The sequence below is a fragment of the Mesorhizobium sp. NPDC059054 genome, assembly GCF_042739215.1.
In the GTDB taxonomy this organism is placed as follows: domain Bacteria; phylum Pseudomonadota; class Alphaproteobacteria; order Rhizobiales; family Rhizobiaceae; genus Mesorhizobium.
In genome coordinates, this window is record NZ_JBHYHV010000001.1 from 620,149 (window position 1) to 634,927 (window position 14,779).

The 14,779-nt window shown below is 62.4% G+C and carries 11 protein-coding genes; 3 read left to right on the forward strand and 8 right to left on the reverse strand.

The annotated features are described in order from the left end of the window. Positions 1 to 21: 21 nt before the first annotated feature. From betA to betI, 4 genes are read right to left on the reverse strand one after another with little or no spacing between them, the layout of a single operon-like run. Complete coding sequence (betA, locus tag ACFWXH_RS02950; protein WP_379117378.1) at positions 22 to 1,674, reverse strand: choline dehydrogenase; 1,653 nt, start codon at positions 1,672 to 1,674, stop codon at positions 22 to 24. Then, positions 1,667 to 2,668 (reverse strand): pyridoxal-phosphate dependent enzyme, encoded by a 1,002-nt coding sequence (locus ACFWXH_RS02955; protein ID WP_379117380.1) that lies wholly within the window; start codon positions 2,666 to 2,668, stop codon positions 1,667 to 1,669. Before ACFWXH_RS02955 ends, betA begins: the two co-directional genes overlap by 8 nt. Next, the gene (betC, locus tag ACFWXH_RS02960) at positions 2,668 to 4,194 is read right to left on the reverse strand and encodes a choline-sulfatase (RefSeq protein WP_379117382.1); all 1,527 of its coding nucleotides are present in this window, start codon (positions 4,192 to 4,194) and stop codon (positions 2,668 to 2,670) included. Before betC ends, ACFWXH_RS02955 begins: the two co-directional genes overlap by 1 nt. Next, positions 4,191 to 4,775 (reverse strand): choline-responsive transcriptional repressor BetI, encoded by a 585-nt coding sequence (gene betI, locus ACFWXH_RS02965; RefSeq protein ID WP_379117384.1) that lies wholly within the window; start codon positions 4,773 to 4,775, stop codon positions 4,191 to 4,193. The genes betC and betI overlap by 4 nt, the downstream gene beginning before the upstream one ends. 218 nt (positions 4,776 to 4,993) lie before the next feature. On the opposite strand from betI, the gene ACFWXH_RS02970 reads away from it, so the two are divergent. Continuing rightward, positions 4,994 to 6,160: an acetyl-CoA acetyltransferase gene (locus ACFWXH_RS02970; RefSeq protein WP_379117386.1), complete on the forward strand. Its 1,167-nt coding sequence runs from the start codon at positions 4,994 to 4,996 to the stop codon at positions 6,158 to 6,160. Between the two features lie 116 nt (positions 6,161 to 6,276). On the opposite strand, the gene ACFWXH_RS02975 is transcribed toward ACFWXH_RS02970, so the two are convergent. Next, positions 6,277 to 7,689, reverse strand: coding sequence for a purine-cytosine permease family protein (locus ACFWXH_RS02975; RefSeq protein ID WP_379117388.1), 1,413 nt, complete (start codon positions 7,687 to 7,689; stop codon positions 6,277 to 6,279). Positions 7,690 to 8,026: 337 nt separating this feature from the next. Between ACFWXH_RS02975 and ACFWXH_RS02980 the strand changes: the two genes are divergently transcribed. Continuing rightward, on the forward strand, positions 8,027 to 9,031 hold the full coding sequence (locus tag ACFWXH_RS02980; protein WP_379117390.1) for an asparaginase: 1,005 nt from the start codon (positions 8,027 to 8,029) through the stop codon (positions 9,029 to 9,031). Positions 9,032 to 9,127: 96 nt separating this feature from the next. On the opposite strand, the gene ACFWXH_RS02985 is transcribed toward ACFWXH_RS02980, so the two are convergent. After that, positions 9,128 to 10,507, reverse strand: a complete 1,380-nt coding sequence (locus tag ACFWXH_RS02985) for a TIGR03808 family TAT-translocated repetitive protein (protein ID WP_379117392.1) — start codon at positions 10,505 to 10,507, stop codon at positions 9,128 to 9,130. A gap of 160 nt (positions 10,508 to 10,667) precedes the next feature. Here ACFWXH_RS02985 and greA point away from each other — a divergent pair, with 160 nt between their 5' ends. Further along, positions 10,668 to 11,135 (forward strand): transcription elongation factor GreA, encoded by a 468-nt coding sequence (gene greA, locus ACFWXH_RS02990; protein WP_379117394.1) that lies wholly within the window; start codon positions 10,668 to 10,670, stop codon positions 11,133 to 11,135. A gap of 39 nt (positions 11,136 to 11,174) precedes the next feature. On the opposite strand, the gene scpA is transcribed toward greA, so the two are convergent. Further along, positions 11,175 to 13,292, reverse strand: a complete 2,118-nt coding sequence (scpA, locus tag ACFWXH_RS02995; protein WP_379117396.1) for a methylmalonyl-CoA mutase — start codon at positions 13,290 to 13,292, stop codon at positions 11,175 to 11,177. Beyond that, positions 13,289 to 14,731 (reverse strand): methylmalonyl-CoA mutase subunit beta, encoded by a 1,443-nt coding sequence (locus ACFWXH_RS03000; RefSeq protein WP_054308889.1) that lies wholly within the window; start codon positions 14,729 to 14,731, stop codon positions 13,289 to 13,291. Before ACFWXH_RS03000 ends, scpA begins: the two co-directional genes overlap by 4 nt. Positions 14,732 to 14,779 lie beyond the last annotated feature (48 nt).

Here is a 14,779-nt window from a genome sequence, read left to right on the forward strand (position 1 = left end):
GATGCGACGGCCAATGATGCTCTATCTGTCCGAGACCTGCCAGCGCGGATTGATCCAGGGTTCCTGGTTCGAGGGTGCGAGCGGTGTGCGGCCGAGAATATGGTCGGCGGTTTTCTCACCGGTCATGATCGACGGCGCGTTGAGATTGCCGTTGGTGACGCGCGGAAAAATCGAGGAATCGGCGACACGCAGACCGTCGACACCGATCACCCGGCACTCCGGATCGACCACGGCATGGAGATCATCGGTACGGCCGATCCGGCAGGTGCCGCAGGGATGATAGGCGCTCTCGGCATGCGCGCGGATGAAGGCATCCAGTTCATCGTCGCTCTGCACATGGCTGCCGGGCGAGATTTCCTGGCCGCGGAACGGATCGAAGGCAGCCTGTCCGAAGATCTCGCGGGTAAGACGGATGCAGTGGCGAAAGTCCCGCCAGTCGTCGGCATGCGACATGTAATTGAAGCGGATCATCGGCTTGGCATTGGGATCATGCGAGCGCAGCGTGATGGACCCGCGCGACTTCGACCGCATCGGCCCGACATGCGCCTGGAAGCCGTGCGACTTCGCGACCGCCTTGCCGTCATAACGCACAGCCGCCGGGATGAAATGATACTGGATGTCGGGATAATCGACACCCGGCGCCGAGCGTACGAAGGCTGCGGCTTCGAAGTGGTTGGTGGCGCCCAGACCACTTTTGAAGAACAGCCACCGCGCCCCGATCAGCGCCTTGGAGAAAGGGTTGAGGATCGAGTTCAGCGTGATCGGCTGGGTCGCTTCCTGCTGGATATAGAGCTCCATGTGGTCCTGCAGGTTCTGGCCGACGCCGGGTCGATCGGCGACGACCGGAATGCCGTGTTCGGCCAGGTGTCGCGCAGGGCCGATGCCGGACAGCATCAGGATCTTGGGCGAATTGATGGAGGATGCCGCGACGATCACCTCACGCCGCGCTTTAACGACCTGAATCTGTTTGCGAGCTTCGATTTCGACACCGACGGCACGTTGATTCTCGATGAGCACACGCCGCGCGAAGCCTTTGACGAGACTCACATTTTGCCGCTTCAGCGCCGGCTTCAGATAGGCATTCGCCGCCGACCAGCGCTGGCCGTTGCGGATGGTCTGCTCCATCGGCCCAAAGCCTTCCTGCTTGGCGCCGTTGTAATCGTCGGTCAGTTCGAAGCCGGCTTGGCGTCCAGCTTCGATGAAGGCGGCATAGAGCGGGTTCGTGCGGGCGCCGCGCTGCACATGCAGCGGACCACCCTTGCCGCGCCAGCCATCCTCCCCCCCATGGCTGTCCTCCATACGCTTGAAGTAGGGCAGCACGTCGGCGTAACTCCAGCCGGATGCGCCTTGTTCAGACCAATGGTCGAAGTCGCGGGCATGACCGCGGACATAGACCATGCCGTTGATTGAGGACGAGCCGCCGATCACCTTGCCGCGCGGCGTGGCGAGGATACGCCCGCCGAGATGTGGCTCCGGCTCAGAGGTGAAACCCCAGTCGTAGAGCGGCATGTTGAGGGGGATCGACAGCGCCGATGGCATCTGGATGAGCGGGCCGGCATCGGAGCCGCCATACTCGATGACGATCACCGAATGCTTGCCGTCCTCCGACAGGCGGTAGGCCATGGCCGAACCGGCCGAGCCGGAGCCGATGATGACGAAATCCGCTTCAAGCATTTTCCATATGCGCCATGAAATCGGCGAGCGAGATGTTGCCGCCAGTTGCAATTACGAGCACGGTCTTGCCTGCGACATCTATGCCGCTATCGACCAGAGCTGCCAGCGATGCCGCGCCTGAAGGCTCAAGCACCAGTTTCAACCGCTCGAAAGCGATCTTCATTGCCCGCCGCACGGCAGCGTCGTTCACCGTGATGCCTTCAGCTCCCGCCGTCTTCAGCGCAGCAAAGGGGGCGATGCCAGGTGCCCGCGCCATCAGCCCGTCGCAGATCGAGCTTGGGCCGAGCGGCATTGTTTCGATCCCACCCTGCGCGAGCGACGAGCCCATGCCGTTGAAGCCCTCCGGCTCCACGGCAAGTATCCGGGTTCGAGGCGAGAGATAGTGGAAGGCGAGAGAGATGCCTCCGATCAGGCCACCGCCTCCGACCTGGCAAAAAAGAAGATCGGCTGCAGCGCCACGGGCAGCCAACTGATCGAGCACTTCCAGTCCCGCGCCAGCCTGCCCGGCGACGATCTCAGGATCATCGAAGGGGTGCAACAGTGCCAGGCCCTCTGTCGCGGCGATCTCGCGGGCCTTTGCCGCCGCCACTTCCTCTCGGGCGCGGTCGCCATGATCCGTCAGGACTACACGCGCTCCATAGCCAGCAGTCGCTTCGCGTTTGGCTACCGGGGCATCGATCGGCATGACGATGGTCACGGGAATGCCAAGTGCTTGGCCAGCTGCTGCCAGCCCTTGTGCAAAATTGCCGGAGGAATAGGCGACGACGCCTTTCCTGGCTTCTGCGGGCGACAGCTGCTTCAACCGCCAGTAAGCACCACGCACCTTGAAGGAGCCTGCCCATTGCAGCGATTCCGGTTTGACGAAGACGCGCGCCGCACCGGTCTGGTGGGCGAGTGCCGCCGATTCCAGCAGCGGCGTCCTCTGTGTCGCCTTTGCCGTTTCGGCATAGGCGCGCTGGATGTGGTCGAGAGACGGGATAGGGGGCTCAATCATCACTCACCCCTTGGGAAGCGCTTGTCGGCCTCGAGCGTGTCGAGATTCATGTGGTTGCGCATGTAGCGCTCCGAGGCCTTCTGCAGGGGCTGGAATTCCCACGGGTAGTAGGCGCCGTTGCGCAGTGCCGGGTAGATCACCCAGCGCCTTGCCTGGCTTTCACGCACGGCAGCGTCGAATGCGCCCATGTCCCAGCGCAACCGTACCTTTTCCATGAGTGCTGCCGCGACCGCTGCATGGCTGGGGGCGCTGGCCAGATTGACGCGTTCTTGCGGATCCTGTTCTAGGTCGAACAGTTGCGGCGGATCGATCTCGCAATGCACGAATTTGTAGCGGCCTTCGCGGATCGCCACCATCGGCGCATAGGAGCCCTCAGCGGCGTATTCCATCAGCACTGGCTCGCTGCGCTCGCCGCCCTGCAGCAGCGGCACCAGCGACTGTCCGTCGGTCCAGGGCAGGATTGCGCTGATGTCGATGCCGGCGAGGTCGCAAAGCGTTGGGCAAAGGTCGAGGTTCGAAACCGGAGTGTCGACGCGGGCAGGGTGGATACCCTTGCCTGCGATCATCAAAGGCACGCGCGCCGAGCCTTCGTAGAAACACATCTTGAACCACAGGCCGCGTTCGCCAAGCATGTCGCCGTGGTCGGATGCGAAGACGACAAGGGTGTCGTCGGCCATGCGCGTGCGATCGAGCACGGAGAGCAGTTCGCCGACCTTGTCGTCGAGATAGGAGATGTTGGCGAAGTAGCCTTGCCGGGCGCGGCGGATATGTTCGGGCGTGATCGAAAAGCTGTCGTAGTCGCTGGCTTTGTAGAGCCGCTGCGAATGCGGGTCTTGCTTGTCGTACGGGATGAAGCCTGTTTCGAGTTCGAGCGCCGGACAGTCCTCATAGAGGTCCCAATATTGGCGCCGTGCGACATAAGGATCGTGTGGGTGTGTGAAGGAGACGGTCAGGCACCAGGGGCGGCGCTGCGCGTTGTCCGATATCCGGGCGAAATCATAGAGTTTCTGCTGAGCGTGGAAGGCGACTTCGTCGTCATACTCCATCTGGTTGGTGATCTCGGCGACGCCTGCGCCGGTCACCGAGCCCAGATTGTGGTACCACCAGTCGATGCGCTCGCCGGGCTTGCGGTAATCCGGCGTCCAGCCGAAATCGGCCGGGTAGATGTCGGTGGTCAGCCGCTCCTCGAAGCCGTGCAACTGGTCCGGTCCGACGAAATGCATCTTGCCCGACAGCACGGTGTGATAGCCGGCGGCACGCAGATGGTGCGCGAAGGTCGGGATGGAGGAGGGGAATTCGGCGGCATTGTCGTAGACGCCGTTACGCGAGGGCAGTTGCCCGCTCATGAAGGCTGCACGTCCCGGCGCACACAGAGGTGAGGCGGTGTAGTTGTTGCGGAATCGCGCTGAGCGTGCGGCAAGCGCCTTCAGGTTCGGCGCATGCAGGAAGTCCGCCGGCCCGTCCGGAAACAATGTTCCGGTGAGCTGATCGACCATGATGATCAGGATGTTGGGCGCTTTTGTCATCGAACCTGTGCCAGCTTGGCGTCGATATAGTCTTCCACCAGCGCACCGGCGCTGAGGGGGTTTGGTAGTCCATCGCGCAGCGCGCGGCGGATGTAGAGCCCGTCGATCATGGCGGCGATCGCTTCGGCCATGCGCGCGGCCTCCTCGCGTGGCACCAGCGGCAAAAGCCCGCTCATCAGGTTGGAATGCAGCCGGCGCGCATAGATGCGCAGCAGCCGTCTCAGCGAGAGCGAGTTTTGCGCCTCGACATAGAAGGCAAGCCAGGCATGCACGGTCTCCTCGCGGAACTGGCCGGCGTTGAAGTTCACGCCGACAATTGCCGACAGCCGTTCGCGTGGCGTGCCGGCCTTGTTGAGCGCCGCGATCGTATCGGCGCCGAGATCGGTCAACAGCTGTCGCATCGTGGCCAGCAGCAGCTCCTCCTTCGGTCCGAAATAGTGATGGGCAAGTGCGGAGGACACGCCGGCACGGTCAGCGATTTCCGACATGGTGACGTTGAGGGACCCACGCTCGCCGATCGCAGCGATCGTGGCGTCGATCAGTGCCTTGCGGCGCAGCGGTTCCATTCCGATTTTCGGCATTTCAGCTTCTCCCGTTAGGCAAGGTATTTTTTATTGACTCATCAATCAATAAAAATCCCGCCATGTATTTTGGTCATTGCGACGCGAGGCGAGGGGACTGCTCTTCCGCAAGGCGACCCTCGCAACTCTTCGTGACTGGCCTATATGTTCAGGATTGAACAGTTACCGTGCCGGGCCTAATGTGCTAGGAAAGGCAAGGCCAATCTGGAGAAACTCCCATGACGGCAAGCATTGTCGGTTGGGCGCATTCGCGCTTCGGCAAGCTGGAGGGCGAGACGCTCGAAGGCATGATCACCAAGGTTGCTTCGGAGGCACTCGAGCATGCTGGCATCGGACCAGACGATGTCGACGAAATCGTGCTTGGCCATTTCAATGCTGGTTTCTCGGCTCAGGACTTTACCGCCAGCCTCGTTCTCCAGGCCGATGACCGGTTGCGCTTCAAGTCTGCCACCCGTGTCGAGAATGCCTGCGCCACTGGCTCGGCGGCGGTTCGCCAGGGTATCCGCGCAATCGACGCCAATGCTGCCCGTATCGTTCTGGTGGTTGGTGCCGAACAGATGACGACGACGCCTGGTCCCGAGATCGGCAAGAACCTGCTCAAGGCTTCCTACCTGCCGGAAGATGGCGACACGCCGGCCGGCTTTGCCGGCGTTTTCGGCAAGATCGCCCAGGCCTACTTCCAGCGCTATGGCGATCAGTCCGATGCGTTGGCCATGATCGCGGCCAAAAACCACAAGAATGGCGTCGACAACCCGTATGCGCAGATGCGCAAGGATTTCGGCTTCGATTTCTGCCGCCAGGAAAGCGAGAAGAATCCGTTCGTTGCCGGCCCGTTGAAGCGCACCGATTGCTCTCTGGTTTCGGACGGTGCTGCTGCCCTGGTGCTCGCCGATACCGACACAGCGCTCAGGATGCGCCGTGCCATCACCTTCCGTGCCAATGAGCATGTGCAGGATTTCCTGCCGATGTCGAAGCGCGACATCCTTGCCTTCGAAGGCTGCGAGAAGGCCTGGGAGCGTGCTCTGAAAAAGGCGGGGGTTACGCTCGGCGATCTCTCCTTCGTCGAGACGCATGACTGCTTCACCATCGCCGAACTGATCGAATACGAGGCGATGGGCCTGGCCAAGCCGGGCGAGGGCGCAAAGCTGGCGCTCGATGGTTTCACCGCCAAGGATGGCAAGCTGCCGATCAACCCTTCAGGTGGTCTCAAGGCCAAGGGCCATCCGATCGGTGCCACCGGCGTGTCGATGCATGTGCTGACCGCCATGCAGCTTGTCGGCGAGGCTGGCGGCATCCAGGTGAAGGACGCCAAACTCGGCGGAATCTTCAACATGGGTGGCGCCGCCGTCGCCAATTACGTCTCGATCCTCGACCGCATCCGCTGAGCAATTCCCGGAAAGCGCGTGGCGCTTTTCCATTGGCGATGGTGTCAGACAACAGAGAGGCCGCCGTTTCGCTGAAACGGCGGCCTCTCTGTTTGTATCGATATTCGAATGCCGGATCATACCCGGGCAGGCGCATCCTCGGGTAGGATCATGGTCTGGGGCACGCTGGCATTGCCGCGTGCCAGGAAATAGTAGACCGCCGAAGTCGCCACCAGGGCGACGATCCAGGAGATGTCGGCACCGCCCAGCATCACCGCGATCGGCCCTTCATAGAGCGCCTGGTTCAGAAACGGGATCTGCACCACCACGCCAAAGAGATAGCAGCCGAGTGCCACCCAATTGTAGGCACCGTAACGACCTGACGCGTCATATAGCGCCGGAATATCGACCTTCTCTTTCGAGATCAGGTAGTAGTCGACCAGGTTGATGGCGCTCCACGGTACGAAGACGGCGAGCAGCAGCAGCACGAAGTTCTTGAACGCCGACAGGAAGTTCGAGCTGGCGAAGATGGCGATCGCCACCGACATCGCCACGAAGGCAACGATGTAGGCAATGCGCGTCGCCTGCGAAATGCGATCCTGCCGGGTGAAGGCGCTGACCGTGGTCAGCATCGTCATCGAGCCGCCATAGGCATTCAGGCAGTTCACGGTGAGCTTGTTGGTGACGATGACGATATAGGTCAGCAGCGCCGCTAGGCCGGCACCGGCGAGGTCGCCCATGAAACCGACCTGATTCTGCAGGAATTTGCCGCCGAGAGCGGCCACGATGACGCCGAAACTCATGGCGATCTGTGCGCCGATCGCCGAGCCGAGAAGCGTCGACCAGAACGTCGTGCTCGCCGGCGTTGCTGTCGGCAGATAGCGTGAATAATCAGCGACATAGGGTGCGAAAGTCATCTGCCAGCCTGCAGCGAGCGCGACAGTGAGCAGGAAGGTGGCAAAGCTGAAAGGCTTCTGCCCGAAGGCCTCGGCCACATTGTATTGCGAGAAGAGCTGTACAGCGAGATAGCCGAATCCAAGGATGCCGACGACCGTCGCGATGCGGCCGATGACGTGGATGAGCTTGTAGCCAATCACCGCGACGATGACGGTGATGAGACCGAAGACCAGCATGCCGAAGGCTGGCGCCTGCACACCGAACATCAGGTTGATTGCCTGGCCGGACAGAACCGTGCCGGTGGCCGCAAAGCCGAGATACATCAACACGGTCAGGATCAGCGGAAGTGCCGCGCCCTTTACGCCGAACTGCGCCCGGCTGGAGATCATCTGCGGCAGGCCCAGGCGCGGACCTTGCGCCGAATGCAGCGCCATCACCGCGCCACCGAGCAGATTGCCGATGGCGAGGCCGATAATCGCGGTCAGTGCCTCCGCGCCGAAAACGATGGACAAAGCACCGTCGACCACGGCCGTGATCTGCAGGTTCGCGCCGAACCACAAGGTGAACTGATTGAAGGGCGAACCGTGCCGCTCTCCTTCCGGAATCCGGTCGATCGTGCGCCGCTCGGCCACGCCGGTTGATGCCGCTGCCATGCTTTCCTCCTCCCAAGAGTCGGTCTGAAATCCACTTGAAGTGAAGATATGTATATACATAGTGGGGCGGGTGGTGAGTCAAGAGTGAGCGCTCTGGTTGTGTTTTCCCCGCCATTTATCAGGAGCGGACCGCTCCATCCGGTTCGCTGAACTGAAATATCCGTTTCAATCGAAAGGCTTGCGCGGTTCTCGCCTTGCAGTCTCTGGTATCGGCCTGTCGGCTTCGGTATGGCCGGGGGTAGGCCTCAGAGAGCTTGCCATGGGGCCAAAAGCTTGCCGGTTGCACGAGACGCGTGGAGCCGCTACCCGTTCGAGGCGAAATCGAAGCGAGGATTCCATGGCCAATCCGGTTCTGGTCGAGGTGCTGCGCGGTGCCGTGGTGGAAAGCCTCCATCGCGGCGCCGTCGCTGTGGTGGATGGGGACGGCAAGACGGTGCTGAACATCGGCAACACTGCCCATCCGGTTTTTCCGCGTTCGGCGGTCAAGGCGATCCAGGCGCTGCCACTGGTCGAGAGTGGCGCGGCCGACGCCTATGGTTTCGGTAACCGTGAACTTGCACTGGCTTGTTCGTCCCATTCCGGCGAGCCAGAGCATGTCGAGCTCGCTGCCGCCATGCTCGCAAAGGTTGGCCTCGATGCCAGCGCTTTGGAGTGCGGCTCGCACTGGCCGTCCAATCACCATGCCACTGTCCAACTCGCCCATGCCGGCGGCGAACCCAATCCTCTCCACAACAATTGCTCAGGCAAGCACGCCGGCTTCATCTGCACCTGTTGCCATTCCAGCATCGACCACCGCGGCTATGTGGCGGCAAACCACCGCATGCAGGAGATGATCAAGGAGGCAATGGAGGCGGTGACTGGCGCTGCCCACGGCGCCTCCCATTGTGGCACCGACGGCTGTTCGATCCCGACCTATGCGGTGCCGCTGCGCAGCTTCGCGGCAGGTTTCGCCAAAATGGCGACTGGCAACAGCCTTGGGCCAGAGCGCGCCAAGGCTGCGAAGCAGTTGATCGAGGCCTGTATGGCCGAGCCGTTCCTGGTTGCCGGTACCGACCGCCTCGATACACGATTGATGCGGGCGGCACCTGGGCGCATCTTCGTCAAGGTCGGCGCAGAAGGCGTATTCTGTGCGGCCTTGCCGGAACTTGGGCTTGGCATTGCACTGAAATGCGACGATGGCGCCGAACGCGCCGCCGGCGTGATGATTGCTGCCGTGCTGGCGAAGCTCCTGCAGACCGATGCTGAACTGGCGGTTAAGCTGGTCGAATTCGCCAACCCGCCGGTGGAAAGCCGCCTGGGTGCCCGGGTCGGCCTCCTGCGCCCGACCGCCGCGCTGGTTTGACGCTTGAGCGTTTCCGTTTTTCGCGGAAACGCTCTAACTTTCTGTTTTTACGCAATTCCGGACGGAAAATCGTTACACACTTTTGCTGGAATTGCTCTAGCTCACCCGGTTTCCCTCCACGGTGAGATGCGCGTAGCCGGCATTGCCGATTTCAGCGAGGTCGGCCGTCACCGGCTCCGCCCAGCGCTTGCCGATGATGGCGCCATGCAGCACGTCCTGCAGCACATTGTCAGCGATGATCGTCGGCCCTGCGCCATCGACGACGCTCACTGCAATGCCAATGCCGGCCTTGCGCACGATATTGCTGGTTGCCACCACATTGCGCAGGTACGGTCCCCAGCCGAGTTGCATTCCGCATTGCGGCGCGTTTTCCACCACATTGCCGGTCACTGTGGTGTCAGCCTCCACGCCAATGCCTATGCCGAAACCGCCGACTTCCGCGGGATACGGGCCGGTGGTGGAAAGATTGCGCACGATATTGCCGCTGCAGGTCGCCATGCGCCCGCCCTCGTTGAAATTGACGATCGCTATGCCGTTGGCCGCACCATCGATGACATTGTTGGCGATCACCGCGCCTTCGAAGGCGAATTCGGAATAGAGTGCCGTCTCACCGGAGCGCAGGCAGCTGTTGCCTGTGATCTGTACGTTGGAACCTGAATTGGCGCGGATCGCCGAAAAGGCGCAGTCGCTGACGATGTTGTTCGAGATAAGCACGCCGCCGGCGCGGAACACATTGATGCCGTTCCCGTTCTGGCCAGTACCGCCATTGCGCGCGCCGATACGGGAGATGCGATTTCCACTGACCATGGTGCTGTCTTCGCCGATCTGCCAGCGGTGTATCAGGATGCCGCCATTGGTGCAGTCGTCGATGGCATTGGCGCTGATTGCAAGGCCGGCGGCATCGACCGACCAGATGCCGGCTTCCGCTGCACCCGTGACCGTGCAGCGCTCGATGCGTCCCGCCGCGCGCTGCAGCGCAATGCCGTTCTTGGAGGCGGCGTTCACCTGGCAGTTGTCGATCACCAAGGCCTTCACGGAGCGAAGGTCGAGAAGGCCGGACACGCTCTCGCCGAGATATTGCTTGGCGCCATCGAACATCAGGCCGGAAAACGCGATGTGATCGGCATTCTCCCCCCGAATGAAAGGCCCGCCGCCGCGATGGATCAGGCGGGTAGCGCCAGGAATGCCGGAGAGCCGCACGCGTGGCGGCAAAACGAGCTCGGAAACGATGTAAGCGCCCGGCGGCAGCAAGATTGGCTGATTGCCATCGCTGGCTGTCTTCAGCATTTTGGCGAAGGCTTTGCTCTGATCATCGGTAGCGCCCGGCCGCACGCCAAAATCGGCTGGATCGATCCCGCCAGCCTTGGACGCGACCTGCTTGGCAGTAGCCTGCTTGGCCGCCCTCGCTGGATCAATTATCAGGCCAAGCCCTGCAGCTCCGGCGGCAAGGCCGAGGAGGTGGCGTCTGTTCAGCATTGGCACGATTCCCTGTTTTCCGGATCATCGAGCACGAACCGTGCCATGTCGAAATAGCACTTGCTAGCTGGGGCGTCTGTAACGGGGAGACGCGGCGCTCGCCTTGTCCGGCCACGTGATCAAGCTTGTTAAGCTGGCTAGCTGGCCCTAAATTCTCTTTATGAGCAGAGCTTTCACGCGCGAAGAAGACAGCGAAAACGCCATTGCCGGCATCGGTGAGCGGCCGGTCAGCCCGCATCGCAACCTGGTGACCGTCGAAGGCTTGGCGATGATCGATGCCGAAGTGGCGTCCCTGCGCGCGGCATTGGCCAGTGCCGAAGCGGCAAGCGACCGCGAGCGCATCGCGCTGGTTTCGCGTGACCTGCGCTATTGGAACGCCCGGCGCGAAAGCGCGGAGCTATCCGTTCCCGGACCGGATGGCGGCGTCGTACGTTTCGGCATGAGCGTGACGTTGGAAGACGAGGCGGGCAAACAGGTGACATGGAAGATCGTCGGCGAAGACGAGGCCGACCCCGCCAAGGGCTCGATCTCGCATGTCTCGCCCATGGCGCTGGCCCTGTTCGGCAAGAGCATTGGCGATACGGCAGCAGTCAATGGCCGCGAGTGGGAAGTGGTCGGGCTGCAATAACCGATCGTCGAAAACCGAGACCGGGTACGTGGCGGGGTTTTAATCGAGCAGCCTATCCACCAGCCGTTCCGCCGCTTCCGGGATCACCGTGCCGGGCGGGAAGATTTCGGCGGCACCAGCCTTCAGAACAGCATCGAAATCCTGCGGTGGGATGACGCCGCCGGCGACGATCAGCATGTCTTCGCGGCCGAGTTTCTTCAGTACCGCCTTGAGCTCTGGGACCAACGTGAGGTGACCGGCGGCGAGCGAGGAGACGCCGACGATGTGGACGTCGTTCTCCACCGCCAGCTTGCCGATCTCCTCCGGCGTCTGGAACATGGCGCCGACAGTCACGTCGAAGCCCAGGTCTGCAAACGCCGTGCCGATCACCTTCTGGCCGCGATCGTGGCCGTCTTGGCCGAGCTTGGCGACCAAGATGCGCGGCTTGGCGCCGTGCTTCTTCTCGAAGGCGGCGATCTTTTCCTGTAGCCGGTCGACTTCAGGATTTTCGCCGAGCGCGGCGCGATAGACGCCGGAAATCATCTGCACGGAAGCAACATGGCGCCCGAAGGCCTTTTCCAGCGCCAGCGAGATTTCGCCGACGGTCGCTTTGGCGCGAGCCGCGCGAATGGCGAATTCCAGAAGGTTTCCGTCGCCCTGCGCAGCCTTCGAAAGCTCATCCAGCGCTGTCTCGACAGCGGCGACCTCGCGCGTGCCTTTCAATTGCTGCAGTTTCGACAATTGTCTTGCCCGCACTTCGGCATTGTCGATCTTCAGCACGTCCACCTCGATGTCGCGCTCGGGGCGGAAGGCGTTCACGCCGACCAGTACCTGCTCGCCGGAGTCGATACGGGCCTGCGTGCGTGCTGCCGCTTCTTCGATGCGCAGCTTCGGAATGCCCTTTTCGAGCGCTGCTGCCATGCCGCCCAGCTTTTCCACTTCCTCGATATGGGCGCGGGCGCGGGTCGCAAGCTCATGCGTCAGCCGCTCGACATAAGCCGAGCCACCCCACGGGTCGATGATGCGGGTGGTGCCGCTTTCCTTCTGCAGGATGATCTGGGTGTTGCGGGCGATGCGCGCCGAATGGTCTGTCGGCAGGGCCAACGCCTCATCGAAGGAATTGGTGTGCAGCGACTGGGTATGGCCTTGGGTGGCCGCCATCGCCTCGATCATCGTGCGCACGATGTTGTTGTAAGGATCCTGCGCTGTCAGGGACCAGCCGGATGTCTGGCTGTGAGTGCGCAGCGACAGCGAGCGCGGGTCCTTCGGCGCGAAGTTCTCTTCGATGAGTTCAGCCCACAGCAGGCGCGCGGCGCGCAGCTTGGCGACTTCCATGAAGAAATTCATGCCGATCGCCCAGAAGAAGGAGAGCCGCGGCGCGAATTTGTCGATGTCGAGACCGGCGGCGACACCGGCACGCACATATTCGATGCCGTCGGCGATCGTATAGGCGAGTTCCAGGTCGGCGGTCGCGCCGGCTTCCTGCATGTGGTAGCCGGAGATCGAGATCGAGTTGAACTTCGGCATGTTGCGAGACGTGTAGGAGAAGATGTCCGACACGATCCGCATGGAGGGTTTTGGCGGGTAGATATAGGTGTTGCGCACCATGAACTCTTTCAGAATGTCGTTCTGAATGGTTCCGGCGAGGTCTTTCTGCGCAACGCCCTGTTCTTCGGCGGCGACGATGTAAAGCGCCAGGATCGGCAGCACGGCGCCGTTCATGGTCATCGAGACGGTCATCTCTCCGAGCGGTATGCCGTCGAAGAGCTGGCGCATGTCGAGAATGGAATCGATCGCGACGCCCGCCATGCCGACATCGCCGGCGACGCGCGGATGGTCGCTGTCGTAGCCGCGATGGGTGGCGAGGTCGAAGGCGATGGAAAGGCCTTTCTGGCCGGCGGCAAGGTTGCGGCGGTAGAAGGCGTTGGATTCTTCCGCCGTCGAGAAACCGGCATACTGCCGGATCGTCCAGGGCTGCTGGACATACATGGTCGGGTAGGGGCCACGCAGGAACGGCGCCAGGCCCGGATAGGTATCGAGATCGCCGAGCTCGTTGAGATCGGCCTGTCCGTATTGACGTTTGACCGCGATGCCTTCGGGCGTTTTCCAGATACCATCGGGCGCGCCCGATGGCGTACGCGGCGCCATCCAGGCCATCTTGCTGAAATCTGGGATCAAGCCGTGCCTCCGGCCACCAGGTCGTCACGAACCGGCGGCAGCGCTTCGCAGAATACGGTTCCGTCGGTCGGCGCGATACGCGGCGTGGCGTCGAGCGTCTCCACCGGCCGTTCGGTCTTCGACGGGTGCAACGTCGTGCCGACGATGGCGCGTTCGCCGCGGTGATAGGCTTCGGCGCGGGCTTTGCGAGCGGCGACGATGCGGCCCTGGATATGGCCGTCCTTCAGGCTGGAAAGCACACCGCCTTCCTTTTCGATCTGCTGGAATTCCTTCCAGGCCGCCTCGCACAGGCTGTCGGTGAGTGCTTCGATACCACCTGAGCCAAAGGCCGGATCACCGACATGGTCGAGATGGCTCTCGCGTGCCACGACGAGCTGCGTGTTGCGGGCAACGCGGCGCGCGAAGGCGGCCGGCAGGCCGTGCGCAATGGTATGCGGCAGGATCGAGATCGAATCCGCACCGCCGACGGCGGCCGCGAAACAGGCGATGGTCGAACGCAGGATGTTGGTTTCCGGGTCGAGCGCCGTCACCATCCGGTAAGAGGTTTCGGCGTGTACGCTTGCTGGCGCCGGCTGGATGGAGCTTGCTTCCAGCACACGCGTCCACAACCGCCTGAGTGCCCTGATCTTGGCGATCGACAGGAACTGGTCCTGGTCGACGGAAAGCGCGAAGCCGATATGCGGTGCGGCGTAGATCAGCGCCTGCCGCGCCTCCTCGAACAGCCGCAGGTAAGACACTGCCGAAGCCAGCATGATGCCGAGTTCCTGCGCTTCGGTGGCACCGGAATTGTGGAACACGCGGCCATCGGCCTCGAGCAGCACGCCAGGCACATCCATGGCGAAGAAATGTGCAAGCGACTGCGGCATCGAGGCCTGCAGCGCCTCGATCGACATGCGCAGTCGTCCGGTGCCGGCGAAAATCGCAGCAGGGTCGATGCCGAAGGAGAGGTTGAGTCTGGCGGGGTCGACACGACGCTTGGCCAGAAACGCGGTCAGCCAGTCGGCCATCGCCCGGCTCGCCGGGTGCACATCGACGCGCAGATAGGTCTGGTCGAGCGGCACGCCTTCCAGCACGCGCTCGATCGTGTCGGGTGCATAAGGCAAGCCATATCCGAATGAGTTTGGAGCGCCCTCGAATACCAGTGACAGGCCCGTTGCGCCTTGTGCGATGTCCTCGGCGACCTGCAGGCGGGCTCGCTCGACATCGGGATCGTCGACGCGCTGCGAGATGATCCAGGGCTTCAGCGGATTGGTGCGCAGGCTATGCTCGCGGCCGGCCGCTCGCCCGTAAAGCGGGTCGATGCGGATTCCGTCATCGGTTTGCGAAACCAGCTTCTCCTCGAAGGAGGCACCGGCCAGGGCCTTTTCGGCCAGCGCCAGCCAGCGCTGCCGCTGCGGATTGTCGGGTTCGCTCGGTTCATCGACGGCTTTGCTGCCCATTACCTGTCCTCGTCTGCCGGCCGCATCAGCCACTTTCAAATCACTCTA

Bases quoted from the DNA above. Each gene is read 5' to 3' on its own strand.
- greA (WP_379117394.1), top strand. From the start codon at position 10,668: ATGAGCAGAGCTTTCACGCGCGAAGAAGACAGCGAAAACGCCATTGCC.
- ACFWXH_RS03000 (WP_054308889.1), bottom strand. From the start codon at position 14,731: ATGGGCAGCAAAGCCGTCGATGAACCGAGCGAACCCGACAATCCGCAG.
- ACFWXH_RS02985 (WP_379117392.1), bottom strand. From the start codon at position 10,507: ATGCTGAACAGACGCCACCTCCTCGGCCTTGCCGCCGGAGCTGCAGGG.
- betI (WP_379117384.1), bottom strand. From the start codon at position 4,775: ATGCCGAAAATCGGAATGGAACCGCTGCGCCGCAAGGCACTGATCGAC.
- ACFWXH_RS02975 (WP_379117388.1), bottom strand. From the start codon at position 7,689: ATGGCAGCGGCATCAACCGGCGTGGCCGAGCGGCGCACGATCGACCGG.
- betA (WP_379117378.1), bottom strand. From the start codon at position 1,674: ATGCTTGAAGCGGATTTCGTCATCATCGGCTCCGGCTCGGCCGGTTCG.
- ACFWXH_RS02970 (WP_379117386.1), top strand. From the start codon at position 4,994: ATGACGGCAAGCATTGTCGGTTGGGCGCATTCGCGCTTCGGCAAGCTG.
- betC (WP_379117382.1), bottom strand. From the start codon at position 4,194: ATGACAAAAGCGCCCAACATCCTGATCATCATGGTCGATCAGCTCACC.
- ACFWXH_RS02980 (WP_379117390.1), top strand. From the start codon at position 8,027: ATGGCCAATCCGGTTCTGGTCGAGGTGCTGCGCGGTGCCGTGGTGGAA.
- ACFWXH_RS02955 (WP_379117380.1), bottom strand. From the start codon at position 2,668: ATGATTGAGCCCCCTATCCCGTCTCTCGACCACATCCAGCGCGCCTAT.